At 42.0% G+C, this 26,090-nt stretch carries 20 protein-coding genes; 11 read left to right on the top strand and 9 right to left on the bottom strand.

The genetic code is table 11. From position 1 onward, the window contains the following. Positions 1-15 precede the first annotated feature (15 nt). The 6 genes from IPO83_10580 to lspA all read left to right on the top strand — a co-directional run bounded on the left by IPO83_10580 (position 16) and on the right by lspA (position 7,432). A complete protein-coding gene (locus tag IPO83_10580) occupies positions 16-888 on the top strand; it encodes a YicC family protein (GenBank protein MBK9731711.1) in 873 nt (290 codons plus the stop codon). Positions 889-959: 71 nt separating this feature from the next. Continuing rightward, positions 960-1,493: a hypothetical protein gene (locus tag IPO83_10575; GenBank protein ID MBK9731710.1), complete on the top strand. Its 534-nt coding sequence runs from the start codon at positions 960-962 to the stop codon at positions 1,491-1,493. Between the two features lie 113 nt (positions 1,494-1,606). Continuing rightward, on the top strand, positions 1,607-3,829 hold the full coding sequence (locus IPO83_10570; protein MBK9731709.1) for a TonB-dependent receptor: 2,223 nt from the start codon (positions 1,607-1,609) through the stop codon (positions 3,827-3,829). A gap of 198 nt (positions 3,830-4,027) precedes the next feature. Further along, on the top strand, positions 4,028-6,064 hold the full coding sequence (gene uvrB, locus IPO83_10565; GenBank protein ID MBK9731708.1) for an excinuclease ABC subunit UvrB: 2,037 nt from the start codon (positions 4,028-4,030) through the stop codon (positions 6,062-6,064). A 155-nt stretch (positions 6,065-6,219) separates the two neighbouring features. Then, a complete protein-coding gene (locus IPO83_10560; GenBank protein ID MBK9731707.1) occupies positions 6,220-6,732 on the top strand; it encodes a hypothetical protein in 513 nt (170 codons plus the stop codon). 196 nt (positions 6,733-6,928) lie between these two features. Beyond that, positions 6,929-7,432, top strand: coding sequence for a signal peptidase II (gene lspA, locus IPO83_10555; GenBank protein ID MBK9731706.1), 504 nt, complete (start codon positions 6,929-6,931; stop codon positions 7,430-7,432). Positions 7,433-7,460: 28 nt separating this feature from the next. Here lspA and IPO83_10550 read toward each other — a convergent pair whose 3' ends face one another. Beyond that, positions 7,461-9,029 carry a T9SS type A sorting domain-containing protein gene (locus tag IPO83_10550; GenBank protein MBK9731705.1) on the bottom strand — a complete coding sequence of 523 codons (1,569 nt, stop codon included), beginning with the start codon at positions 9,027-9,029 and terminating at the stop codon, positions 7,461-7,463. A gap of 108 nt (positions 9,030-9,137) precedes the next feature. Beyond that, positions 9,138-10,091 carry a YncE family protein gene (locus tag IPO83_10545; GenBank protein MBK9731704.1) on the bottom strand — a complete coding sequence of 318 codons (954 nt, stop codon included), beginning with the start codon at positions 10,089-10,091 and terminating at the stop codon, positions 9,138-9,140. A gap of 164 nt (positions 10,092-10,255) precedes the next feature. On the opposite strand from IPO83_10545, the gene IPO83_10540 reads away from it, so the two are divergent. Continuing rightward, the gene (locus tag IPO83_10540) at positions 10,256-10,408 is read left to right on the top strand and encodes a signal peptidase II (protein MBK9731703.1); all 153 of its coding nucleotides are present in this window, start codon (positions 10,256-10,258) and stop codon (positions 10,406-10,408) included. A gap of 173 nt (positions 10,409-10,581) precedes the next feature. Here IPO83_10540 and IPO83_10535 read toward each other — a convergent pair whose 3' ends face one another. From IPO83_10535 to IPO83_10505, 7 genes are all read right to left on the bottom strand, one after another. After that, on the bottom strand, positions 10,582-12,240 hold the full coding sequence (locus IPO83_10535) for an agmatine deiminase family protein (GenBank protein MBK9731702.1): 1,659 nt from the start codon (positions 12,238-12,240) through the stop codon (positions 10,582-10,584). A 122-nt stretch (positions 12,241-12,362) separates the two neighbouring features. Continuing rightward, entirely contained in the window at positions 12,363-13,091 is a 729-nt protein-coding gene (locus tag IPO83_10530) for a response regulator transcription factor (GenBank protein ID MBK9731701.1), read from the bottom strand. Beyond that, positions 13,078-14,058: a sensor histidine kinase gene (locus IPO83_10525; protein MBK9731700.1), complete on the bottom strand. Its 981-nt coding sequence runs from the start codon at positions 14,056-14,058 to the stop codon at positions 13,078-13,080. Before IPO83_10525 ends, IPO83_10530 begins: the two co-directional genes overlap by 14 nt. Positions 14,059-14,142: 84 nt before the next feature. Beyond that, positions 14,143-14,526, bottom strand: a complete 384-nt coding sequence (locus IPO83_10520; protein MBK9731699.1) for a response regulator — start codon at positions 14,524-14,526, stop codon at positions 14,143-14,145. Positions 14,527-14,660: 134 nt separating this feature from the next. Then, the gene (locus IPO83_10515; protein MBK9731698.1) at positions 14,661-15,221 is read right to left on the bottom strand and encodes a DinB family protein; all 561 of its coding nucleotides are present in this window, start codon (positions 15,219-15,221) and stop codon (positions 14,661-14,663) included. Between the two features lie 60 nt (positions 15,222-15,281). Continuing rightward, positions 15,282-15,857 (bottom strand): Crp/Fnr family transcriptional regulator, encoded by a 576-nt coding sequence (locus IPO83_10510; protein MBK9731697.1) that lies wholly within the window; start codon positions 15,855-15,857, stop codon positions 15,282-15,284. Positions 15,858-15,963: 106 nt separating this feature from the next. Next, on the bottom strand, positions 15,964-16,521 hold the full coding sequence (locus IPO83_10505) for a DUF308 domain-containing protein (GenBank protein MBK9731696.1): 558 nt from the start codon (positions 16,519-16,521) through the stop codon (positions 15,964-15,966). Positions 16,522-17,064: 543 nt separating this feature from the next. Here IPO83_10505 and IPO83_10500 point away from each other — a divergent pair. From IPO83_10500 to IPO83_10485, 4 genes are all read left to right on the top strand, one after another. Continuing rightward, positions 17,065-18,432, top strand: a complete 1,368-nt coding sequence (locus tag IPO83_10500) for a T9SS type A sorting domain-containing protein (protein ID MBK9731695.1) — start codon at positions 17,065-17,067, stop codon at positions 18,430-18,432. A 37-nt stretch (positions 18,433-18,469) separates the two neighbouring features. After that, positions 18,470-22,441: a T9SS type A sorting domain-containing protein gene (locus IPO83_10495; GenBank protein MBK9731694.1), complete on the top strand. Its 3,972-nt coding sequence runs from the start codon at positions 18,470-18,472 to the stop codon at positions 22,439-22,441. Between the two features lie 80 nt (positions 22,442-22,521). Further along, positions 22,522-24,126, top strand: coding sequence for a T9SS type A sorting domain-containing protein (locus IPO83_10490; GenBank protein ID MBK9731693.1), 1,605 nt, complete (start codon positions 22,522-22,524; stop codon positions 24,124-24,126). Between the two features lie 256 nt (positions 24,127-24,382). Further along, positions 24,383-25,900 carry a catalase gene (locus IPO83_10485; GenBank protein ID MBK9731692.1) on the top strand — a complete coding sequence of 506 codons (1,518 nt, stop codon included), beginning with the start codon at positions 24,383-24,385 and terminating at the stop codon, positions 25,898-25,900. Positions 25,901-26,090: the final 190 nt, after the last annotated feature.

Raw genomic sequence — 26,090 nt, 5'->3', positions numbered from 1 at the left:
CAATCCATCCAACACATGATTCAATCTATGACCGGCTACGGGAAAGCGGAGCTTTCTCAAAACGGCAAAACCATTAAAGCGGAAATTCGATCACTGAACAGCAAGTTTCTGGATCTCAATCTCCGGTTACCGTTCTCCTTCAAAGACAAAGAGATTGAAGTGCGCAGCCTGATCACTGAAAAACTGCAACGTGGCAAAATTGATCTCTTCATTTCCATTGAGGCAGGCAGTGATGAGAAAAACATTTCGATTAATAAAGAACTTGCAAAACGCTATTACGAAGAGTTGAAATCACTTTCGAAAGAACTCAGGACCGGCAAAAAGAACCTGCTGGAAATGGTGATGCAGTTTCCGGATGTGATTGGTTCTGAAAAAAATAACCATACAGAAGAAGAACTTTCGCCGATGTTGCAAATACTTCGTGAGGCAGTGGAAGATTTACGACAGTTCCGGATCAAGGATGGCGCCGGACTGGAAAAAATATTTAACGGAAATATCACCTCCATTCTTGCGCTGCTTGAGCAGGTGGAAACACATGAGAAAGAACGCATCACCATCATTCAGACAAAGCTGCGCAATCAGTTGTCCGAGTTAGTTTCTTCAGAAGAATATGACCGCAACCGTTTTGAGCAGGAGCTGATTTATTATTTAGAGCGCATGGATTTTTCAGAAGAGAAAGTGCGGCTGAGAAGTCATTGCGATTATTTTTTAAAAGTGTTGGTTGAAAATGATTCCAACGGAAGAAAATTGAATTTCATCTCGCAGGAAATGGGTCGTGAAATCAATACGCTTGGTTCAAAGGCGAATCATGCTACTATTCAAAAGTTGGTGGTGCAGATGAAGGATGAATTGGAGAAGATTAAGGAGCAGTTGCTGAATGTGCTTTGATTGTGATAACGTTTTTTTACTCCTTTCATAAGTATTACAATTATCTGTTAAATTTGACCGCTACTGAAAATTTGAAAACCCTCGCCTTCCTCTCATCACTATTGATGCTGCTGTTTTACGCGGCAGGATATTACCTGCTTTTTACTTTCAATGAATTGCGGATTAAAAAAGAAATGAATGCACTGATCCGTTCAGGCTTAGTTGATGATCACTATGCAGTGTTAACATTCCCGGCAGACCAATTCGAAAACATGAAAGTTGAAACTCATGAATTTGTTTATGAAGGTGAACGCTATGACATTGTAAATGAAGTTACTTCCGGCGACAAGATTATAGTTACTTGTATTCAGGATGAAAAGGAAGCCGCATTGATAAGCAGTCTCCGAAGTTATCTTGGAAAAGATGATTCCGCACCACAAAATCCAGCGCCGGGAAACAACTCCATTAACTTATTTAAATTCCTCCAGACTGATTTTATTACTGCTTTTTCGCAACATTTTCCAACGGTATCAAATTCCAATATCAACGCTGCCTATTCTTTATTTATTTATCAATGGCCCATTACCAGCCTGAATAACCCACCACCGGAATCCATCTGTTCCTGATCACTCAACAATTATTGCCGGCAACATGAATCGCTCTGTGCCAGTGATATCCAATTTATGATTGGTTGTTTTTCATAACAGATAAATTTTCTCTGATACTAAACCCATTTCCAATGAAACACTCTTTCATTTTATTATACATTTTAGTTTTTGCCAGCGTCATCAATTCTTCAGCACAAAATACTTTGCCTGATTCCTTACTTTCGGAACGGGTGATTACACTCGATGAAACAGTGGTGTCCGCCAACAAAGTACCTGAAGCAAAAAAGAACGTAGCACAACAGATTGAAGTCATTTCAGAAAAACAGATCTCGCAATCAAATCCTGCTACTGCCGCTGAAATGCTTTCCAACACAGGACAGATCATGGTGCAGAAATCTCAGCAGGGCGGCGGCAGTCCGGTGCTTCGCGGATTTGAAGCAAGCCGCGTGCTTCTTGAAGTGGATAATGTGAGAATGAATAACCTTATTTACCGTGCAGGTCACCTGCAGAATGTAATCACCCTTGATCCTTCCATGCTGGAAAATACGGAGATACTTTTTGGGCCTTCCTCTACCGTTTACGGAAGTGATGCTTTGGGTGGTGTGATTCATCTTCACACAAAAGATCCGGTTTTAAGTGATGTCAGCGGGGAAATGAATGTGCATGGAAATGCATTTCTCCGGTTTGCATCGGCCAACAATGAAAAAACAGGACATCTTGATCTCAACCTTGGTGGTGCTAAACTCGCGTCTATAACTTCTTTCACTTTTACAGATTTCGATGATCTTGTACAGGGAAAAAATTTAAATGAGACAGCAGACAGCATCTGGCTGCGTCCTTATTATGTGGATCGGATCAATGATATAGATTCACTCGTAAAAAATGACAACATCTATAAACAGGTCTATTCCGGCTACTCGCAATATGATATTCTTGAGAAGCTGTTGTTTAAACAATCAGATCATGTAAAGCATGTATTGAATTTGCAGCTTTCGAATTCCTCTGATATTCCACGTTACGATCGTTTGACAGATCCTGATGGCGATGGGCTGAGAAATGCAGCATGGTATTATGGACCGCAATTGAGAACATTGGCTTCTTATGAATTACATCTTGATGACATGACTGGCTTTTTCAATTCCTACACAGGTCGTCTGAATTATCAATACATCACGGAAAGCCGTCATCAGCGCAGAGTGGATCGCACAGGATTGCAAAACAGAAATGAAAAAGTAGGTGTGTTCGGTTTTGGATTTGATGCGAGAAAAACAACAGAACGCAATGACCTGCGTGTTGGCCTGGAAGGTTACCTGAACTCACTCACCTCAACAGCGGAAGAAGAAGATATTGAGACCGGAGAAATTTCATCGCTGGATACACGCTATCCCGATGGAGACAATACGATGAACAACATTGGTCTTTACGCTACAGATACCTGGAAGATCAGCGATCAATGGGTTTTGAATGGTGGGTTAAGACTTGAATCCATCACCCTGCATTCAACATTCGTAAGCAAAGAGTTCTTTGATTTTCCATTTGATGAAATCAAGCAGTCACACCTTCCACTCAGTGGTTCACTGGGCATCATCTGGAATGGCAACTCCGGGTGGCGCATTGCTGTTTTAAGTTCAACAGGATTTCATGCTCCTGATGTAGATGATCTTGCCAAGGTTTTTGAATCTGCACCTGGCAGCGTTATCGTACCCAATCCTGATCTTGAACCTGAAAGAACATTCAATGTTGATTTGAATGTTTCAAAAGTATTCAGTGATAAAGTGAAAGTGGAACTCGTTGGTTTTGCAACGATGTTTAATAATGCCATTGTAACTGACAATTTCACTTACAATGGTGAAGACTCCATCGTGTATGATGGTGAATTGAGCCAGGTGCTGGCCAATCAGAACAAACGAAAAGCATTTTTATATGGCATGAATGCAAATCTCTTCATTGACTTCACGAACGATCTTTCATTGGTAAGTACGATCACTTACACGAAAGGTGAAATTGTTGAAGATGAAGGAAATGATCCACTCGACCACATTCCACCGGTGATAGGTAAAACAAGCATTGTGTATCACAAAAAAGGATTCCGCGGCGAATTGTTTGCGAACTACAATGGCTGGAAACATATTGAAGATTACAATGGTGGTGGAGAAGACAATGAACAGTATGCAACACCGGAAGGAATGCCTGCATGGTGGACGCTGAACCTGCGACTGCAATATCAAATCAATAAAAACCTGATGGTGCAGGCAGCCTGTGAAAACCTGCTGGATGCCAATTACAGGGTTTTTGCTTCAGGCATCAGTGCGCCGGGAAGAAATTTTATGGTGACTTTGAGAGGGAGCTTTTAACTGATCCGGTATTCTCATTACAGTACATCATGAAAGTTTATTGTCACGAAGGCACAGAATATACAGAAATAATTCTCTATGTATTCTGTGTATTCGTGGCGATTATATTTTCAGTCTGTTTTTATGACATGAATGTCGCAGTACCGGAGAAAAACTAAATTTGCTGCTGTTAGATAAACGACATAAATGTCGTTGTACCTGTTCATGCCATTCAAATTAACCTCTCAATATAAACCTACCGGCGATCAGCCCGAAGCCATCAAACAACTGGTGGAAGGTGTAAATCGTGGTGACAAGGAGCAAGTGTTGCTGGGTGTTACAGGTTCAGGCAAAACATTCACTATTGCCAATATGATTCAGCAAGTGCAGAAACCGACGCTGGTGCTCAGTCATAACAAAACATTAGTGGCGCAACTGTATGGTGAGTTCAGGAATTTTTTTCCGGAAAATGCGGTGGAATATTTTGTTTCGTATTACGATTATTATCAGCCGGAAGCTTACCTGCCTGTTTCCAATACGTACATCGAAAAAGATCTTTCCATCAATGCGGAAGTAGAGAAGTTGAGGTTGCGTGCTACGTCTTCTTTGATGAGCGGCAGAAAAGACATTATAGTTGTAGCGTCTGTTTCCTGTATTTATGGAATTGGAAATCCAACTGAATATACCAATGGAATTATCAGGTTGAAAGCGGGTGAAATACGCAGCCGCAACAGTCTGTTGTATCAATTAGTCGACAGTTTATATTCGCGATCGGATGGTGAAATGAAAGGCGGAAAATTTCGCGTAACCGGAGACACCGTAGATGTATTTCTTCCTTACGCTGATTATGCTTACCGCATCACCTTCTTTGGAGATGTGATAGAAGAAATTGAAACACTCGATCCGGATACAAGCCGTAAGATCGGAAAGGTGGATGATGCTGCGATCTTTCCCGCCAACATGTACATCACTCCAAAAAATCAGTTCAATGAAATCATGAACCAGATTCAGGATGATATGAATCTGCAGGTAGAATATTTTAAGAATATAGGAAAAGTGGTAGAAGCGACCAGACTGAAAGAACGCGTAACGTTTGACCTGGAGATGATGAAAGAATTAGGTTACTGCTCAGGCATTGAAAATTATTCGCGTTATCTCGATCACCGTAATCCGGGTGATCGTCCATTCTGTTTGATTGATTATTTCCCAAAAGACTTCATGATGGTGATTGATGAAAGTCATGCCACCATACCACAGGTGCATGGTATGTTTGGAGGTGACCGTTCCCGAAAACAAAACCTCGTGGAATACGGATTCCGGTTGCCTTCTGCCATGGACAACCGGCCTTTAAATTATTATGAATTTGAAAACATGATTAACCAGGTGATTTATGTAAGTGCCACGCCTGGCGATTATGAACTGGAACAAACGGAAGGCACTTTCGTGGAACAGGTGGTTCGACCAACAGGATTGTTAGATCCGGTGATCGAAGTAAGACCAAGCATCAACCAGGTAGATGACTTGCTCGAAATGATTGACGAACGTGTGAAGCAAGGTGACAGAGTGCTTGTGACCACGCTCACCAAACGTATGGCGGAAGAGCTTTCGAAATACATGACAAGGTTGAATATCCGTTGCCGCTACATTCATTCCGAAGTGGAAACTTTAGAGCGTGTGGAAATTCTGCGCGACTTACGGTTGGGCGTTTTTGATGTGCTGATCGGTGTAAATCTTTTGCGGGAAGGATTGGATTTGCCTGAGGTTTCGCTCGTGGCCATTATGGATGCCGACAAAGAAGGATTTCTTCGCAATGCACGTTCACTCACGCAGATTGCAGGGCGCGCCGCAAGAAACGTAAACGGGCTCGTGATTATGTATGCGGACCAGGTAACCGATTCCATGCAAAAAACAATTGATGAAACAAACCGGCGCAGAGAAAAACAATTGAAGTACAATGAAGAAAATAACATCACGCCCAAAACAATTCTGCGAACCAGGGAACAGATTCACCAGCAGTCATCGGTATTGTTGATTCGGCCGATTGTGGAAGGTGCTTATGTAGAACCGGAAGAAGCATCACTCGTAGCTGATCCTGTAATAGAATACATGACAAAACCACAACTGGAGAAAGTGATTCAAAATACGAAGAAGAAAATGCAGAAGTCGGCAAAGGAACTTGACTTCCTTGAAGCTGCCAGATTACGTGATGAGATGTTTGCGCTGGAAAAGATGATCAAAGAAAAGTTTGGTGCGTAAACATTTCCAACGTCAAATGAAGTTTCACAATTAAACCGCAAAAAAACCTGAGCGATAAATGATATTAAATTCATTCAACTATCAGATAATTATGCATCGGCACAATGGCACATTATAACATCGGCACATCCTAATAAAAATCAACCTCAACAAAAATGAAACAACTCTTCAGCCTTCTGATCTTTTTTCTTCCGCTCGCCTCCTTTGGCCAACAGCAATTACTTGTTTATGAAGACACCGTCAACCATTTCACGATTGGGGTACCAAATGACTGGAGATATGGAGTTCCCAAAAACAAGTCCATCAGTTTTATGGCCACACGAAAATCGAAGGACAGCACAGATGTGGTGCGTGAAAATTTTTCAGTGAATGTGCTGTATGGCAAACCTGCGGACCTTACTACTTCTTACAACGAATTCATAAGTGCTATTCAAAAAGCTCCTGAATTCAAAATTCTTGAAAAGGGAGAAAAAGACATTGGCAAGCGGCATTACAAATGGCTGATTGAAACACACAAGAACCAATACAATAATGAATCTGTAGCTAACTATGTTTACTTTGCCAACAGCGGAAAATCAGTGCTGATACTTACGATGGTGTCGAGTGCAAAAGCATTCAGCAAGTACAGAGTTCTCTATGATAAAATAGCGCAAAGTCTGAAATATTAATCGCTGATAAAAAGACCTGATCAGTAGTGACAATGAAACGCAGCACATCTGCCTGAAAATGGCGGTATCACTTTTATGTTCTATTCCTTTCCTTAGAACTATTCTGACAACTGACCTGAAAGTGCATGCAGATAAATACCTGAACCATAACCCATCTACATCACATTAATTTTGCCGAAGAACACTCAACTTGATGATGCACAAAATAAATTTCGTCAGAACCCTGTTTCTCTTACTGATTGTATTTGCCAATATCGGTTGCGATCAGCTTTCAAAAAATGTTGTCAGGAATCATATCAATCCCACTGAAACTATATCGTTGCTGAACAACCATCTTGTATTGATGAATGTTGAAAATACCGGCGCCTTCCTCAGTCTTGGAGATACGCTGGCTGCTCCGTATAGAATTTTTTTGCTAGCTATACTTCCGCTGTTGGCACTGATTTCAGCATTGATTTACCTGCTCTTCTTTCAACACTACAATATTTTGCTTGCTGTCGGATTGAGTTTTATAGTAGGCGGTGGACTTGGAAATTTGATTGACCGTATTTTACGCGGCTCTGTAACCGACTTCCTGTTTATTCATTCCAGTCTTTTCCGCACTGGAATATTTAACCTGGCCGATGTAGCTATAATGTTTGGAAGTTCATTGTTGATTGTTCCCGCATTGCTCAGCGCAGTAAAAAGACAACTTTCCTGATAAGTTAATGCCACAAAAAAAGCATTGTCTATTTCAATACCAGGATACTTGTTGAAAAATGATCCTCATCAGAACGGACATCCAGTAAATAAATACCTTCAGAGAATCCCGTTACATCAATTTTCTTTTCAAGTATTCCACCTGAAATTTTTAGTGTGGGGAAATACTCCACAACCTGTCCCAATGCATTCGTTATTTTTAAACTTGCAACATCACTTTTCAATGATGCATTGATCCAGATTGAATGACCGGAAGGATTCGGATAGACCTGAAATGTATTTACAAGTTCCTGTTCCGGATCAATTCCGGTGGCTATGATAGAACTATCAAGCAATATATCTTCATCACCGGGCAGGTATTCCGTGCAAGCCATAAATGCCATCAGCATTTCATCCGTAGTATATGGACCTGCTTTAACTGTTATGGGAGGATTATTAGGATTGTAAGGGTTGTTAGCTGTATTATCGTAGAATGCTTCTCCATAAATACGTGCTCCCGCGGGAATTTTCTGAACGTATGGAAACATATAATACATCTGCCAGTGAAAGTTCCAATCGGGAATACTGATTAATGGAATAGAATCACCTTCAATCGTTTTATACCATATCTTATAATTTCTGCCTATCAAATGCATATGTGGCGAAAGTGAAATGAACGACATGTCAACAGGCATGGGTGCTGATTCCTGATAAAAAGATTTTACCGTATTGGCTATAATCTTAAGTGGAGGATTGGTAAGACTTGGCGGATAGTAACCAATTGGAACATCTACCACAACGCTGCGAACGGAACTGGTATCTGTCACAAATTTGAAATTGATGCGTGTGCTGTCCAATGCATTTTGATTTCCAGGTGCGTAATGAATTTCCAACACGTAATCTACACCCGGTGGAACTCTAACACCCCATTTTTCCGGCAACTTCAAAGCATTGCCTCCGGGTGACCAGCCTCCTACATAATATTGCAGTGTTGGAAAACCGGTATCATAATTAAAACCCGGCAAAGGATCTTCCTGGTCAAGATCAAACGAATGACCTGTGCTATCGAAGTATAAGTCAACATGGTGCACAAGCGACCAGTTGCCAGGAATAATTTCTATGGCATTCAGGTATTTCGTTTCTGTATAATCAGAATGAATAACAAAGTACCGGTATTCATCAACGTCGTACTGTGTGGAATAAGTGGGTATCTGAATGGTTTGATCTATACTTGAAAGTGTTGATGATCCATTATTAAAAGCAGGAGGGTCAGGCGCTGATGAAAGATCACCCGCGGGCATTCCGCCATCCACCCATTGGTTAATCGCATCTATTTCAGATGGATCAAGCACTGCTTCATTAGCAAAGTGACGGTACTCCGGATCAGGTGGCCACGGTGGCATGATGTGCGCATTAACCGCAGTCTGTATCGAGAATCCATTGTTGTAAGCATCTTCATAGCTCATCAGCGTAAAGGGAGCGATGTAGCCTTCACGGTGACACGACGAGCAATTGTTATAAATGATGTTTGCAATCTGCGAACTCCAGTCGGGCGTTTGTGAAAAACTTCTCGAAGAAAATAGGCAAAGAAGTAAACAACTGAGGTAGATTCTTTTCATGCAATGTTGTTTTGGGAATTTTAAAAATACAAATTATCAGGTGCTGCCCATATTAATTTTGTGTGAATCAACAGCAATAAAAATTCAGTTGCACTGCCACATTTTTTTCTATTCTTTAATCGCCCAAACCGTTTGAACATCATGTGCTGACAACCAAACCAGATTGTTGGCAGTAACTCTTACTGCGCCGCTACCGGAAGGAGGTCCGTAAACAGAAGCAACTTTATTGGTGGCCGGATCAATTGACGACAGCAATACCTTGGTGGCGCGTACCCAAACCTTGCCGGCACCTGTTGCAATATCTCCTCCGCTTCCCTTTGCTCCTACTTCAATAGTTCTCACAGCGGTATTGGTTTCAGGATTAATGCGTGTTACAGTTCCATCACCCTGGTTGAGTGTCCAGACTCCTCCTTCGCCGGCTGCTAAAAAATGTGGAAGAGGTCCCACAGCAATCGTAGCCACCACCCTGTTTCTCATTGGATCAATACGTTGCACTGATCCACGATCTTCTCCTGCATCATCGTTGGTTATCCATACAGATCCAAACCCAAAAACTGCACAGGAGGAACCTGGTTTTACAGTAATATAGTTCACCACCATATTTGTTTCGGGATCAATCCTTGAAAGTGTTCCTTCCTTGTTAGAAAGAACCCAGACTGAACCGGCACCCACTGCAATACTTAATTCTCCGAAAGGATCCGCTAATCCGGTAGGAATGATACTTAAGACTTCTCCTGAATTTTTATCAATCCGATAAACAGATTTATCATGACAACTTGCAATCCACAATGAACCAAAGCCAACGGCACCTGCTCCACAAGGTTCAGGAATTGCTACACTCATCACAGGAATACTGCTGCCGGCTTTCAACTGGTCAATGCGGTTTACGTTTGTTGCCCAAACGGTAATGCCGTCGGCGACTAAAAAATCAGGGTAGCCGTTAAGCGTAATAGTTGCGATCGCATTTTCTGTGATGGGAATTTCATCCGGCGGTAAAATCGGTTGCTTCATGGACATCAAAACTAAACAGGTGCAGGTAAAAAGTAAACGTTTGTTTTTCATAAAAGTTGATTTTGAAATTTACAGGATGTGAAGGTAGCAACTGATACAACCAGGTAATAATACAAACCTCTTGATAATTCACTTTCGATGCTTCAGAAAATCCTATTTTCAGTTAGGTTGTGTGCTTTGTGATTGGCGGTGGAATTGGAAACCTGATCGACAGGATGCTATATGGCTCCGTTACTGATTTTCTCTTTATTCATTCAGGCATGTTCCGCACCGGCATCTTCAATATGGCAGACACGTCGATCATGTTGGGTTCACTCCTGTTTATTATTCCGGTGTTATTCAATGCAGTAAAAATGCAATTGCGCTAATAAATTAAACCCACATTTTGCATTTCAAAACAGATTTGTGTTTAACCCCGACGTAGAACTGCTTAGGGTTTGTGAAACAATTTCCTTTTTTTACTAAAATGAGCAAACCCAGTCGTAGCGAAGCGGGATTTTTCTATTGAAAAATCCGGGTTAAAGTCGCCTATTGGTTTCTTTTATTCCTTCACCAGCTTTTGAATTGCACTACCCATCTTCACTAAATAAAGGCCGGATTCAAAACCAGTGAGGTCAATAGTACAATCTCCTGCACCCACAGTATGAAGTTGCACCCATCTTTTTCCTGTTACATCATAAATTTCAATCTCAACCTCCTCATCAACATCCATTGCGTGCTGAATAGTAACTGATTCATTCGCAGGATTTGGATAGAGCGTAAATGCAGATTGATCAATTGCCACCGCATTTTTTAATGGCAGCGTGGTAAAAAATTGGGATGCTGACCATGCAGACTGAATCAAAGGAGTTTCCTGGCACTTGTTCCTGATTTGCCATTCATATGGTGAATTGACTGATAAATTCTTGAACACTTTTGACGACTTATCTGCTGCTACGCTAACATTCGTCCAGGCAGTGCTGTTTGTTTTCCTGTATCGCAGTTTGTATTTCACGGAGCAGTTCTGTAACTGCCAATTTGCTTTTGCTGTTGTCGTAGTAATTTTTGTTGTGGAAAGTTGTGTAGGAATAGAACATGCTTGCGGACAAGTGACGGGTTGCTGTTGCGTTACACAATGAACCATTCCGCCCCAACTGAACATATTACGGCAATCTATTCCCACCACCTGTTTATCAGGATACAATCCCTGAACGATTGCAATCGCAACTGCATCATTTTCATCGGCATAAGTTGGCACCAACACCACAGCATTCGCAACATAATAATTCACATAAGAACCCTTTGAATTGGTACTTACCCCTGTAGTGGTCTTCACTACTTTCTTAGTTAACGGCAGATACACATAGTTGTAATGATTTCCATTTTTATTGGTTGCATTGTATAGTGTGTTGATATCACTTTGTGTCACAAACCAATACAGCAGATCATTTTGCTTCATGGTTACGATGGTGGAAGTATCAAGAAATGTGGCAAAGCCATCGATGTGAGAATCAGTGATATCAAAATTTCCTCCGTAAGTACCATCCAGCCAAATGAAATGCGTGAACCCAAGATAGGTAGTCATATACTCCTCCATGTCATCGGTGGTCAATCCAGGATTTCTGCCGTCACCCAGTATAGAGCTTTCTGTTCCCATAAATGTTCCAAAACCATCTGAAGCAACAGCACCACCTTCCAGTTCTACTGTATTCAGGTTGATTACATTCATGTTGAGATCGCCTGCCACCAAAGCGGGAACTACGTTATCTAATGCAAAAGCAGCATCATTACCCCATCCATCAAAGTCCCAATCAGTAGCAGCCATCACATTGCTAGCATCCTTTACGAAAATGGGTCCATTATCTCTTATCCAGTAATCATCAGTTGGATGGATATAAAAATCCACCTTAGCTAAAGAGACACCGGAATCAGTTAGCTTTTGCATCACGTGATCCTGTTCTGCCTGATTGTAAATAATAATGTGAACGTTTTCTCCTTTCACCAATTCCCTGGTCATTTCAACCCAGGCCGGTTCAAAAAATTCGCGGTAACCGGAATAGTAAGTAGAGTCATGTGGCCATGCCAGCCACGTACCTTCATGTTGACTGGTTTCTACCGGCATTGAGTACTGAAGGCTTTGCGATTGCAAAGTGAGGTTGACTGACAAAAGAATAAGTACCGCTGCAAGCAGGCTTCGGTTGATTTTTTTATTGATTTTCATGATTGGCGAATTTAAATGTTGTCTGACTTAGCTAAATGGAATTCACCAAAGCTAATGCAACAGAATAACCGGCAACTATTATTTCTCCCAAAGAATCATTTTTGGGTACAGAATGTATTGACCTATCTTATTCGCTTCCCCAATCTTTCAATGAGTCCATTTCTAAAATCTTTTCCCATTGGAATACTGTGTGTTCCAATAATGATCCTGTTAGCGTTTATTGCTTCTGCCTTTTGAAGATTAATGATAAAGGAACGCTGACAGCGGTAAAACAAAGTCTGTGGCAATTCATCTTCCATGGCTGATAATCCAATCAATGAAACAAGTGTTTTAGCCGTGGTAACAATCTTTACATATTTATGCAGTCCTTCGATGTATAAGATATCACCGAGGTTAATCCTGACAAGTTGCTTGTTTGACCTGATTAAAACAGATGACTGTTCAATTGAGAACTGAGAAGGCACTTTTTGTTTTCTTTCCAACTTCAACACCCCCAAAGCTTTGCCTACAGCTACTTCAAATCTGTCAAAAGTGATTGGTTTCAGCAGGTAATCAATTACATTAAGCTCAAATGCATCTAAAGCAAATTCAGCATGTGCCGTGGTCAAAATGACTTTCGAATGATGTGTGAATGATTTTAAAAATTCAAGACCGGAAAGCTTGGGCATTTCTATGTCAAGAAAAATCAGGTCTACCTCATTTGCATTTAAATACTTTCCGGCTTCAACAGCGGATGAACAAATCTGAACAATTGATAATTGCGGCATTTGTTTTACATGCAATGTTAAAAGCTGACAGGCCAGCAGTTCATCATCCACAATCATACAGGTGTATGTACTATTGCTTGCCATCAAAATTCAAACTGACTGTGAAAACATTATGTAGCTTCTGAATATTTAAATTATACACTTTAGCAAAATAAATATCAAGTTGCGATTTCAAGTTGCTGAGTCCTATTCCCTGCGTTCCCGTTTTTTCCCTGAATGAATTGGCCATTTTAAAAGCAACACTTTTTCCTGTTGTGCTTATTTCAATGCTCACAAAGCCAGTGGGATCCTCGGTAAGATCTCCATGCTTGAATGCATTTTCAACCAGTGTTATAAAAATTAAGGGCGGCACTTTAATTCCTTCAAAAGTTCCTGCGTATCCAAATGAGATGTTTGAACTTCCCGCTATTCGCCGGTACTTTTGAAGCTGCAGATATCGCTCCAACGCTGCTACTTCTGACTGTAACGCCACTTCCTCCTTATTTCCTTCATAAATAAAATAACGAAGTAAGTCAGACAAATCAGCAATCATTTTTGGAGCATCTTCATTTTTAGTGAGTGCCAGTGTGTAGATGTTGTTAAGTGTATTAAAAAGAAAATGCGGACTGATCTGTGATTTCAGGAGTTTCATTTCTGCCTGCAGCTTTTCATATTCAGTCTGAATCCGGATTTTTTCCCGGGTTTGATATTCATTGAAATACCAGGTAAGACCGGAAATAAGAATAAAAAGCGAATGATTTAATATAAGCGAATACACGGCGCGCAAATAATGTTCAGACAGAAGCGGCTCACGCAAACCTGTAACATTATAAAAGAGGAAAACGATTGTTAGCAGTATGAGAATGGAAAACGCATAGAGAAGCATCCTTCGTTTTTGAAGGAAAAAAGGAATGAGCAAAAAAAGATTAAGATAAAATTCCACCATATACATAGAAACTTCAAAACCGGTATATAGCATCGCATAATTAGCCCCGAAAATGTCAATAAAATAATCGAAGGTGTACAAGGCTACGTATAGCCAGAATGCGATATGAAGAGCCACCTTTTTCATCTGAAAGAAATCGAAAGGTATCAAACCCTGACTGTTTTGTAAACCTTCGGATCCGTCTTAATTTAGTGACATACAGTGTTGATGCTACAATTCATTGATCATAGCCGAAATCTTCTCAAAGGCATCTTCATCTTTAATCACATATTGCTCAGCGCCCTGATGTATAGTTTCCAATGCTACAGAATACCGTTCCTGACTGGAAAGGATGATTATATGGATGCGTGGATACACTTTTTTTATGGTATGCAAAAGCTCCAAGCCTCTGGCGTCAGCCTTTTGCCCCGAGTTCATCTCATAATCAATAATTACAACATCCGTTTCATCATCAATATGCTTTAAACATTCTTCACCAGTATAATAAGTAAACACCTGATGACGAACATTGCGTGTGAGATAGTTGTATAAAGCATCCGAAAGTGCAGGATCATCATCAACTATAAATATTTTCCTGGGTTTGCTGAATTCCATTGTTTTTTTTCTGGAAGACAAAAATAAGAATATGGATTAAACGAAGAATTTTCCTTTGAAAAATTTAGCCCTGCAAACCTGTGATGGTTGCAGGGCATGGTGTTTATTTTTAGCTTAATGAATTACGCATGCAGTTAGTCCGATGCCGCTTCCACTGACCGTTCTGCCTGTGCAATATGCCTTTCAATATGGTAAATCACAAAGCGCAAAGTATCACCAAGTCGCAACCTGATGTATTTCGACAAGGAGATCGCTGACTTTGTTCTGGTAAGATTGATATCCTTCGCTTGCTGTAACAAAGAAATTAATCGTTCCAGTTGTTTTAAGAACCGGTCAATAGTGGTAATACTTAAATGAGTATACATGGGATTTTTGTCCTTCAATGTTTTCATTTTTTTCATCTTTCCGTTTTTTATCAGCATCAGGTTGGCAAAATAGTTTCCGAGTAATCCACTTTTAAAAACAGTTGAGGCTGTTCCCTTTTTTTGCGACAGTATTTGTTTTTCCATTTCAGGAAGATAAAAATCTCCATACAGGTTCAGGTGTTCAATACATTCCAAAGCGCTCCATGTTTCCGCGCTTTTTCTGAAATTCAATTTTTTAGGTTGCATACTTTTTAACTGGTTCACTTTCGCGGTAGCTTTCTCCAATCTTTCTGAAAGATCATGGATGAGCAGGTTTGATTCAATAGTCATGGAAGTATTTCTTTTGAATGCAAAGTTGCCATGAAGAAATTTACGCCGCCTTGATTGAAATCAAGAATTACGAATCCGGCTTAGTGTTTCCGGAGTCATTCTAAGATAAGATGCAATATATTTAAGCGGCACTTGCTGAAACAGGTCAGGGCTCCTTTGTAACACCCTTTTTAATCTTTCAGTTACTGATACGGTAAGCAAATCAATCTCTCTTTCAATTTGTTGCGTAATCAGTATTTCCAGCAAGGCAGCGTATTGTTTTATATTTTCTGCATTCCTGGTCACTAACTGCCGGAAGTCTTCCTTGGAGATCATCTTAAGAGTTGTTTTGCGAAAGGTCTGAATATAAAATTCAGAAGGCGTTGCTGTGATAAAAGAGCTTAATGAGTTGATAAAGGAGCCTGGATAACCGAAGCGGATGGTCTGCTCTTCAAACTCTGACAACCGAAATATTCTTACAGCGCCTGATTGAATGAAATAAAGATTTTTCTCCACCTCACCTTCTTTCAAAATAAAATCATTCCCTGCAAAAATCTTTTCTACGCCTACACTTTCAAAATATTCAGTCAGCGTGTCAGTAAAATGCTGATGGTGCATTTCTTTTAGTTTGTATCTACCGGGAATTCCGGAACACATTATCAAATGTTTGCATTCACTTTAGTACCCCACCTGCAGTAAAAACTGTTGCTGATACTAAACTCGTTGCTTCCGCATTTGCAGCTATAAATAAAAAATGGGTGGCTTATGCTTTTTCTTTTACCCGTGCATGCAAGCTCCTGATACGCAGCGAGAGCATAATCTCAAACAAGGCGAGCACAATCATTTGCAATCCGAAAAAGATCATGAGCGTAAGATTTGAAATCAATGGATTTAGACTGATGTACAATCCCGCGATAATTGTTAGTGCAGCAAGTAACAAACCCAGCCACCATTGTTGATGACCTTTGCGTTTGAATTCCAGTGCTGCAACTACTGCTATCGCTCCGGACATGATGGCCCAGAATCCAAAGATGATCGTGAAAATAATGAGTGAAGAAACAACCGACCGGAGCACCATCCATCCAAACAAAATATCAAGTACGCCACGTGCAACGATCCAGCCCTTATGGTGCATCTCATTCCAGTGGCCGATTATTTCAATCAGGTAAAGCACACCGGCTGCTATGGCAAGGTAACCTACCAACACGGTGAATCCCAATGCAGATTCAAGAGGATTCACAATCATATAAATGCCTGCTGCCAGGAATAACAATCCACGGAGCAAAGGCAGGTACCAGTATTTAAGCAAATGTTGTATCATCAGATTATTTTTTTGAATGGAAGTGATAAAATGAAGTGGTAAGAAATCATCACAAAAAACGAAAACTTGTTCAGAGTTACAACTAAAACGTGACGCATGAAGGATTGCTTCGTTTTATGCAGATAAACATTGATCAGCTGCCATTTCAATCCTAACCTGCTGCAGCGGATATTTCACTAAATAAAGCAAAGCAGATCGCCTGCATTCATTTCGTTGCAATTGAAAAAATCGCTCAATAACCTGACATAAATCATTATCAAACAATTTCCGGTTTTGGAACTTTGTGGCAGTTGTCAATAAAAAATGATGGAATGCAACATTTTTTTAGCGCAATCTGCAACTTCGTTTTAACGGTGCCGCTTTATTTTTCATGGCCTCACCTTAGGGCGCAATCGCCCCGGATTTCCATTTCACGCGCCAACGGTTTAGTTAGTGTCACTGCATTCCATCCGGAGATACACAAGTCGCGCAATCTTCCCGGTGATAATTTTCATGGTATACTCTTTCCAACCTTTCATCGATTCGATGAAAAAAAAAATCAAAATGAAAACAGGATTTAAGGATTCATTTTTAATGGCTATAATGATTTTGTCCTTTTCAATGCCAGTAGAAAAAGCAATTGCTCAAACATGGTCAGATGTCGGAGCCGGCATGTGCGACTGGATTAATGCATCCGTAGTTTACAATGGCGACCTGATTGTGGGAGGACGATTTACATGTGCAGGTGGAGTACCGGCAAACTACATAGCCAAATGGGACGGCAATTCCTGGAGTGCGTTGGGTTCAGGCGTGAATGGCTGGGTGAATGCGCTCACCGTTTACAACGGTAAATTAATTGTGGGTGGTCAGTTTTCTCAAGCCGGCTCAACTACTGTTTCAAACCTCGCCAAGTGGAACGGAACAACCTGGTCTGATGTGAATGGTGACGTTGGCAGCATCGTTTCTTCCTTAACTGTTTACAACAACGATTTAATCGTTGGCGGCTATTTTACAGATGCAGACGGCTTCCCTGCTAATTATATAGTGGGTTGGAATAACTCAGCAGGTTGGTTCAACCTTGGCAGCGGCATGAACTCGCAGGTGATGACGCTCAATGTGTACAACAATGAATTGATTGCCGGAGGATTTTTTACAACTGCCGGTGGTGTTACTTCAAATCATATTGCTCAATGGGATGGCACCTCATGGGCTTCCTTAGGAGATGGAATTGGCGGCATTGTTTATTCACTGGGTAACTACAACAATAATCTTGTTGCCGGAGGATTGTTTCTCAGCGCAGGAAGTGTAAATGCAAATCACATTGCCATGTGGGACGGAACAAACTGGTCGGCCTTTAGCAGTGGAATGGCAGGAGATTTTTATCAATATGTATTCGCACTTACCACTTACAAGGGCAATCTGTTTGCAGGCGGTTACTTTACCGAATCCGGCGGCATCACTACGAATGGTATCGCAAAATGGGATGGCACCTCGTGGAGCAGTCTTAACGGCGGATTCTTTTATAACGGATCCAATGCGTTTGGAGCGAATACGCTTTGTGAATATAACGGAGATCTGTATGCAGGCGGATTGTTTACCACAGCAGGAGCTGAGAATGTGGCACACATTGCTAGTTGGAATGAAATTGCAACCGGCATCAACCAAATGCAAAACCCTGCCATGACGATAAAGAATTTTCCGAACCCGTTCAGTGCATCAACAGCAATATTTTACAAAGCAGAAAAGGCAGGCCATGTGCAACTCCTGTTAAATGATGTTGCAGGAAGGGAATTAAAAATACTTGTTGATGAATATTTGCAAGCCGGTAATTACACTTATGTGTTAGACGGTAATGCATTGCCGTCCGGAATTTACATGCTGAAAATAATTTCAACAAACATTAATCAATCCATCAAGCTAATTAAAGAGTGAAACAGGGGCATACCTTATTACAGTTTAAGTATTTATAATGAAGGCAATGAAGCAGAATGCCGGCGAGCAACTGAATAAATTGATTCCACTACAATTCGCAATAAGCATTTGTAAGACTAATTTTTTAAGTACGAAAAGCGCTTATCATTATTTTCCTGCATCTGTTTTATCCTTATTTTTTGTTTTGCTTTCTTCACTTGCCAATGCAAATGTAACCATCACAGTAGGTGGTCTCGCCAATACATCTTATACACTGAGCAACCTCACTTTTCCCGCTTATTCTGCACTTGGCACCATCGTTATTTTAGAAGGCGCCACAAATGATATATCACAGACAGGCGGAAACCTGATTCTCGATTGTCCTGCCGGTTTTGAATTTCAACCCGGAGTTGGTACTGCTTCCAGCACCGTTGCGCCTGACATTGTCAGCGCAATCATCACCAGCGTTACCGCTGCTCAGATTACGATCTCCGTGGTAGGAAACGGAGCAGGCACTGCCTGTTGCGATCAGATTACCATCACTGGAATTTTTGTAAGAGCTGCCACACTTTGTCCTGTTGCATCAAACGGAAATCTTACCAAAAACATAACTAGCACACAAACCATTACAGGCGTTGCAAATGGAACTACGAGCTTCGGAACTTTATCGCAATCAGCATCCTCACTAACCACCAATGCTATTTCAGGATCACCCTTTTGCCAGGGCGCTTCGTTGAGCGTGCCTTTCACCGCTTGCGGATTTAATGCCGGAAATATTTTCACTGCTCAGTTGTCGGATGAGACGGGTTCATTTGCCGCACCGGTTACGATCGGAACTTTATCCGCAACTGCATCAGGATCCATCAGTGCAATTATTCCGGGAGGTACTGTTCCCGGCGCATCTTACCGGATAAGAATAATTGCCGGTAACCCTGTTGTAACCGGCACCGATAACGGCACGAACTTAACAGTCAATTCACCTTTGATTACAGGAACTCCTTCTTATGTTCCTGTTTGTCCTGGTGCCGCTATTACGATTCCTTTCTCGGTTAGCGGCGGATGTGCAGTCTTCAATGCAGGCAATGTATTCACGGCTCAACTATCAGATGCAGCGGGTTCGTTTGCTGTGCCTCTCAGTATTGGTTCTGTATCATCCATTACCAGCGGAACCATCAATGCCGTCATTCCCGGAGGAACGCCTGTTGGAACAGGTTATCGCATAAGAGTGATCAGTTCTAATCCCGCATTCACAGGTACTACCAATGCAAACACAGCAAGCGTAACTAAAAATTTATTTGCAAGTCATTTGAACTGGCAGATTCTCTGGTCATCAGGTGATCAGTTTGATGTGGGTGATATTGGTTCTACCGTACAATTTGGAACGACACCACCATCAGGACAAAACGATATTATCACCACCGCTTACTTTCCGGTTTTGCCAACTTCGTGTGCAACTTCCTTCGGATCAGGCACCTACATCACCTTCGGTGCCACGCAGGCACGCATCGTAAATTTTAACGGACCTGCAGCATTCACCATTGCTCCGCTGGCAACATTGCCTTTAAGTACAGCAACGATCTGCAATGGAAGTATCATCAATGTAAAATACACGGTGCCATCATCGTGTACTGCCTTTGCTGCAGGAAATGTATTCACTGCAGAATTATCAGATGCAACAGGATCATTTGCTGCACCAACTGTAATTGGTTCACTTTCTTCCACTACATCAGGCACCATTGTCGCAACAATGCCACTTGCTTCAGCCATTGGAAATTATTACAGAATAAGAGTGAAATCTTCGAATCCCGCACTTACCGGAAACAACAACGGCGTTGATCTTTCCAATCAATCGATCACTGCAACCGTAACAGGATCTCCTTTTTGTGCCAACAGCACCATCGGCGTTTCATTTACGGTCGGATGTACTTCCTCATTACTGGCAGGAAATGTTTTCACAGCGGAATTATCAAATTCTTCCGGTGGATTTTTATCCGGAACAACTGTACTGGGCACATTGACTTCTACTGCAGGCAGTGGTACTATTCTCGCTTCCATTCCTTCCGGGACCATTGCCTCCGGCAATTACAGGATCCGCGTAAAAAGTTCAAACAATGTTTTTACTGGAACCGAAAACGGGAGTAACATCACCATTACCGCTCCCTGCAATTCCGTTTCTAATTCCTTTATTCAAATCATTGGTGAAACAAATCAGTCCGCAATTTATTCCGTTCAACTCACTGCTGCCGGTGGTTACACTGTTTTGGGAAATGCAGGCAGCAACAATGCCAATCCGGGAGACTACTATCCCGCTGTTGTGTACCTGAACACAGCTGATATATTTTTAACCAACCTGAATCCTGACGGCAGTATCCTCTGGCAAAAATCGTATGCCGTGATCCAATACAACGCCTACTATCATGTGCTCAGGCATGAGCCGACTGCTGATGGCGGATTCATCATCGCAGGTGGCGTTGACAATGGATGCAGCCCGTCAGGTTCGTCGTGCTACACACGCCCGATGCTTATCAAGACCACTTCAGATGGCACGGTTCAATGGAGCAAGACCTATGATTGTTACGCCAGCATATTCGCATGGGGCGGCTGGGCCTTTTCAGTAAAGCAAACTACCGACGGAGGTTACATTGTTTGCGGGCCGCAAATGGAGGGCTATACAGTTCCGTATCTCATGAAGCTGGATGCAAACGGAAATGTTACGTGGAAATATTCTTATGGTTCTAACGGTGGTGCCATCTGTTGTACCGAAGAAGCACGCGCTGTGCGGCAGACAAGTGATGGAGGATATGCATTGTTAGCGCCCGGTGGTGATTACAGCATGGGTGGATCTTTCGATCTGATCAAAGTGAATTCCACGGGAGCAATGCAGTGGTCGAACTCGTTTCATTACGGCTCCGGCACAGGTGGCGGACAAGACCTGCAGACTACAACAGATGGTGGCTTTATTATGACGGGCAACTCCACTACGAATGGTATTTTTCTAGTGAAAGCAAATGCCAGCGGCGCGGCGCAATGGGGAAAAACATTCAGCTACAGCGGAGGCATGAGCAATGCCGTGTGCCAGACTACTGACGGCGGTTTTGCCATCACAGGCACTGCCAACGGAGATATCATTTTAATAAAAACAGACGCTTCCGGTGCTTTAACATGGGCAAAGGCATTTAACCTCGGTACTATCGAAAGAGGCATGGATGTGAAACAAACGCCCGACGGCGGATTCGTGATTGCCGCATACACCAACAGTTTCGGCAACAAAGGCATACTGATAAAAACCGATGCGAGCGGAAACAGTGTTTGTTGCGGAACAGATATTACTGCTTTAATAACCATTGGATCCGGAGTAACCACCGGTGGTGTGGCTTATGGAACAACTGCTTCAGCATTGTCATTGGGCGCTACATCGCAAACCGTAAGTGCCGGCGGAACTGTTTCAGCAGGTTTGATCTGTAGTTCCTTAGTCACTCCGTTACCCATTGAATTAATTTCATTTAAAGCAAAACTACTTTCAAATAAAACAGTGCTTACATCGTGGATGACGGCTTCCGAAATGAACAACGATTATTTTACGGTTGAAAGAAGTATTGATGCGGAAATCTTTGATGCGATTGGAAATGTGAATGGTGCAGGCAACTCGATACATCAGCAGATTTATTCTTTAGTGGATGAAAAACCATTTTCAGGCATCAGTTATTACCGGTTGAAGCAAACTGATTTTGACGGAACAGTTACTTATTCAAACATTGTGGCAGTAAAAAATTACGAACCCTTCTACGTCAATGTGTATCCGAATCCTGCAAACAGTGTTTTATACTATGACGTATTTTTTGAAGACGATGAAAACATAACGGTGCAGGTGACAGACATGGCGGGAAGAATATTGATCAATCACCAACAGTTAATGCACAAAGGAAATTCCACTGCAACTCTTGACATTGAATCATTAACACACGGAATGTATTTCTTAAAATTAAATGCTGCGCATACGGTCTTTCAGGCACAGTTCATCAAACAATAAAACAGCATGTAATCAAAAACCTGATTCACATATTATCAATTACCTGCTTACTGTTACATCAAAATATTTGCGATGCGCAGGTGATCAATACCGTAGCCGGAACGGGAGTCGCCGGCTACAATGGTGATGGAATAACTGCTGTTACAGCCAAATTATATTATCCGGCCGGCGTTGCGATTGATGCGGCAGGAAATATTTATGTGGCCGATATGTCTAATGCCTGCGTTCGTAAGATAAATGCAGCCACCGGCATCATTAGTACTGTTGCCGGCAACCCCGGCATTGCACCCGGATTTTTTGCAGGTAACGGAACGCCCGCAACATCCGCAACATTCAGTTGGTATGTTTTGGGAGTGGTTCCTGATGCAACCGGAAATATTTTCATCGCCGATGCAGGCAGTAACATCATTTGCAAAGTAGCAGCCGGCACCGGCATCATTACCATCTTCGCAGGCATCAACGGAAGTGCAGGCACAACAGGTGATGGCGGAAGCGCTTCAGGCGCAAGATTAAATTATCCGGCAGCCATGGCGTTTGATGCGGGAGGAAATAACTTATATATCGCCGATTGCTACAACCACAAGATCCGCATGATATCCATCAGCACAGGCATCATCACTTCGGTGGCAGGAACAGGCACCGCAGGTTCAACCGGCGATGGCGGACCTGCCACTGCTGCAAGGTTAAATTATCCGGCAGGCATAGCAGTGGATGTGGCAGGAAATATCTACATCGGTGATGGCGGAAATAATAAAGTGCGGAAAATAACACTCAGTACCGGTATCATTACTACCATAGCAGGAACAGGCACGGCAGGATTTTCCGGCGACCTTGGTGCCGCTACCGCCGCAAAATTTAACGGGCCGCAGGGATTGGCCGTTGACGCAGCTGGAAATGTTTACATCGCGGATCAGGGCAACAACCGTATCCGGAAAATTACTGCCGGCACGAACATCATCAGCACGATTGCCGGATCCACAGCGGGTTTTTCCGGTGACGGTGGCCTTCCTGAACTCGCGAAACTCAATGGACCCTGGTCGCTTGCGGTGGAGACCAATTGCAATTTAATTATTGGAGACAATGTAAATAACCGCATTCGTAAAATTACAGGTCTTACAGCTTGCACGCCACTGCCGATCGAACTGCTTGATTTTAACGCAACCAACTACGGCAATCAAACCCTTTTGAAGTGGGAAACCGCTTCGGAACTGAACAATGATTATTTCACTGTTGAACGAAGCAGCGATGCGAAAACATTTGAATCCATCGCAATCATAGATGGTGCAGGCATTGCAACACATCAGCATTCATATTCCTACACTGATGAAAACCCGTATGAAAACATCAATTATTATCGCCTGATGCAAACAGACTTTAATGGAATTTTTTCTTATTCCAAAACAATTTCCGTTATCCATTACAGGAGTGATACGTATCTCAACCTCTATCCCAATCCATTTCAAAACAGTACCACTATTTACTATGCTATACCCGAAGCTGCAAACGTGCGGATTGATATATATGATGCTGAAGGACATTTAGTGCAGCAGGTAATAGATGAAAATTGTTCTGTTGGAGCATTCAAAACAACACTCAATTGCAATCATCTCTCACCTGGTGTTTACCTTTTAAAGTTTCATGCTAATGATGAAATACTTATCAGGAAGATCGTTTTGCTTCAATAGTTCTTAGCAATTAATATCTTAGAATCCTTCGGGAATTATTCACTGCTGCGTTCGCATTAAGCGGGCGCGGCAGTGATGTTTATTGCAAGTATCTGTTTATTGATGATGCAGATCATCCCTGCCGATATGATCGCGGTATTTTAATTAAACCTGATACCTGACAAAACTCATCATTGCGCCTCTCCAATATCATTGTTTAGCACCTGAGCGCTCACGAATTTTGAGTTTTGACATTCGACTTTAAAAATCTCGCGTTATGAAAAACAATAAAAAGAAATTGACCTCTGCGTCAGGCATACCCTACACAGAACACGAAAATTCAATGACGGCCGGCCCACGCGGTCCGGTTTTGTTGCAGGATTATATTCTTCATGAAAAGATGGCGCACTTTAACAGGGAGCGGATTCCGGAAAGAGTGGTGCATGCAAAAGGAACAGGTATGTTTGGTAAATTCACAGTAACAAATGACATCACCAAATTTACCAAAGCGAAGCTCTTCAATAAACCGGGAAAAGAAACGAAGGTGTTTGTCCGCTTCTCCACAGTAGGAGGCGAAAAAGGTTCCGCCGATGCTGAACGCGATCCACGTGGCTTCGCCGTTAAGTTTTATACGGAAGACGGTAACTGGGATCTCACCGGCAATAACACACCGGTATTCTTCATCAAAGACCCGAAAAAATTCAGCGATTTCATTCATACGCAAAAACGGGATCCGAAAACAAACACCAAAAGTCCAACGATGATGTGGGACTTCTGGTCGCACAACCCTGAAAGCCTGCATCAGGTATTGATCCTCATGAGTGACCGTGGAACACCTTTCAGTTATCGCCACATGCATGGATTTGGCAGTCATACTTATTCATTCATCAATGATAAGAATGAAAAATTCTGGGTGAAATTCCATTTTATCACACAACAGGGAATTAAAAACTTTACGGATGCAGAGGCCACCACCATGAAAGGAAAAGATCCGGATCATGCACAACGTGACCTGGTGACATCAATTGAAAAGGGTGAATTCCCTAAATGGATTTTGAAAGTGCAGGTGATGCCGGAGCGCGATGCTAAAGATTACCGTTGGAATCCATTTGATCTCACCAAGGTTTGGTCGCACAAGGATTATCCACTGATTGATGTAGGTGTGTTAGAACTGAATCAAATTCCTGAAAATTATTTCCGGGATGTAGAGCAAGCAGCCTTTGCACCGGCAAACGTGGTGAATGGTATCAGCTATTCGCCGGATAAAATGTTGCAGGGCAGATTGTTGTCCTATCCAGATGCGCAACGTTATCGCCTCGGTGTGAACTTCGAGCAAATTCCGGTTAACAGATGTCCGTTTGAAGTAAACAACTATCACCGTGATGGACTAATGCGCGTGGATGAAAATGGTGGAAGTGATCCGAATTACCTGCCCAACAGTTTTGACAATATAATCGCTGATGAAAGCTACAGGCAGTTGCCTATGGACCTCGAAAGCACAGTTGCTGATTGGTATGATCGCAATGCGCCAGGTGAAAATGATCACTATACGCAACCTGGTTTATTGTTCCGTAATGTGATGAATGACACACAAAAGAAAAATACCATCAACAACATTGTCGGCGCAATGCAAGGCATAAGCGGTGCTAAAAAAGAAGAGATCATGCGCCGCATGATTCACCATTGGTATATGGTGGATGTAAACCTCGGTTCTGCTATCGCGAGAGGACTGGGACTTGCTACTGATCCGTTTGTATTACCGGCTGAAAAGAAACAACGTCCGGTGATGGCATAACAAAAGTTCAGGCAATTAACTTATTCCGGCATTTGCTGCGATCAAACACTGTAGCAAGTGCCGGAATTTGTTGGAGTTGATGGAAGAGTTTGTATTGTTTAGATTGTTTATGTTGCTTATGTTGAATTGCACCATTGAAGATGGGTTCATGGTTTGGTAATATGTTCCGGTAGCGTTCTTCAAAAAAAAT

The sequence above is a fragment of the Chitinophagaceae bacterium genome, assembly GCA_016717285.1.
Taxonomy (GTDB): Bacteria; Bacteroidota; Bacteroidia; order Chitinophagales; family UBA10324; genus JACCZZ01.
This window is presented reverse-complemented; position numbering and strand designations above follow the sequence as displayed.

Coding starts and splice junctions, on each gene's coding strand:
- IPO83_10580 (MBK9731711.1), top strand. CDS start 16: ATGATTCAATCTATGACCGGCTACGGGAAAGCGGAGCTTTCTCAAAAC.
- IPO83_10570 (MBK9731709.1), top strand. CDS start 1,607: ATGAAACACTCTTTCATTTTATTATACATTTTAGTTTTTGCCAGCGTC.
- IPO83_10560 (MBK9731707.1), top strand. CDS start 6,220: ATGAAACAACTCTTCAGCCTTCTGATCTTTTTTCTTCCGCTCGCCTCC.
- lspA (MBK9731706.1), top strand. CDS start 6,929: ATGCACAAAATAAATTTCGTCAGAACCCTGTTTCTCTTACTGATTGTA.
- IPO83_10550 (MBK9731705.1), bottom strand. CDS start 9,029: ATGAAAAGAATCTACCTCAGTTGTTTACTTCTTTGCCTATTTTCTTCG.
- IPO83_10545 (MBK9731704.1), bottom strand. CDS start 10,091: ATGAAAAACAAACGTTTACTTTTTACCTGCACCTGTTTAGTTTTGATG.
- IPO83_10540 (MBK9731703.1), top strand. CDS start 10,256: ATGCTATATGGCTCCGTTACTGATTTTCTCTTTATTCATTCAGGCATG.
- IPO83_10535 (MBK9731702.1), bottom strand. CDS start 12,240: ATGAAAATCAATAAAAAAATCAACCGAAGCCTGCTTGCAGCGGTACTT.
- IPO83_10530 (MBK9731701.1), bottom strand. CDS start 13,091: ATGGCAAGCAATAGTACATACACCTGTATGATTGTGGATGATGAACTG.
- IPO83_10525 (MBK9731700.1), bottom strand. CDS start 14,058: ATGAAAAAGGTGGCTCTTCATATCGCATTCTGGCTATACGTAGCCTTG.
- IPO83_10520 (MBK9731699.1), bottom strand. CDS start 14,526: ATGGAATTCAGCAAACCCAGGAAAATATTTATAGTTGATGATGATCCT.
- IPO83_10515 (MBK9731698.1), bottom strand. CDS start 15,221: ATGACTATTGAATCAAACCTGCTCATCCATGATCTTTCAGAAAGATTG.
- IPO83_10510 (MBK9731697.1), bottom strand. CDS start 15,857: ATGTGTTCCGGAATTCCCGGTAGATACAAACTAAAAGAAATGCACCAT.
- IPO83_10505 (MBK9731696.1), bottom strand. CDS start 16,521: ATGATACAACATTTGCTTAAATACTGGTACCTGCCTTTGCTCCGTGGA.
- IPO83_10500 (MBK9731695.1), top strand. CDS start 17,065: ATGAAAACAGGATTTAAGGATTCATTTTTAATGGCTATAATGATTTTG.
- IPO83_10495 (MBK9731694.1), top strand. CDS start 18,470: ATGAAGGCAATGAAGCAGAATGCCGGCGAGCAACTGAATAAATTGATT.
- IPO83_10485 (MBK9731692.1), top strand. CDS start 24,383: ATGAAAAACAATAAAAAGAAATTGACCTCTGCGTCAGGCATACCCTAC.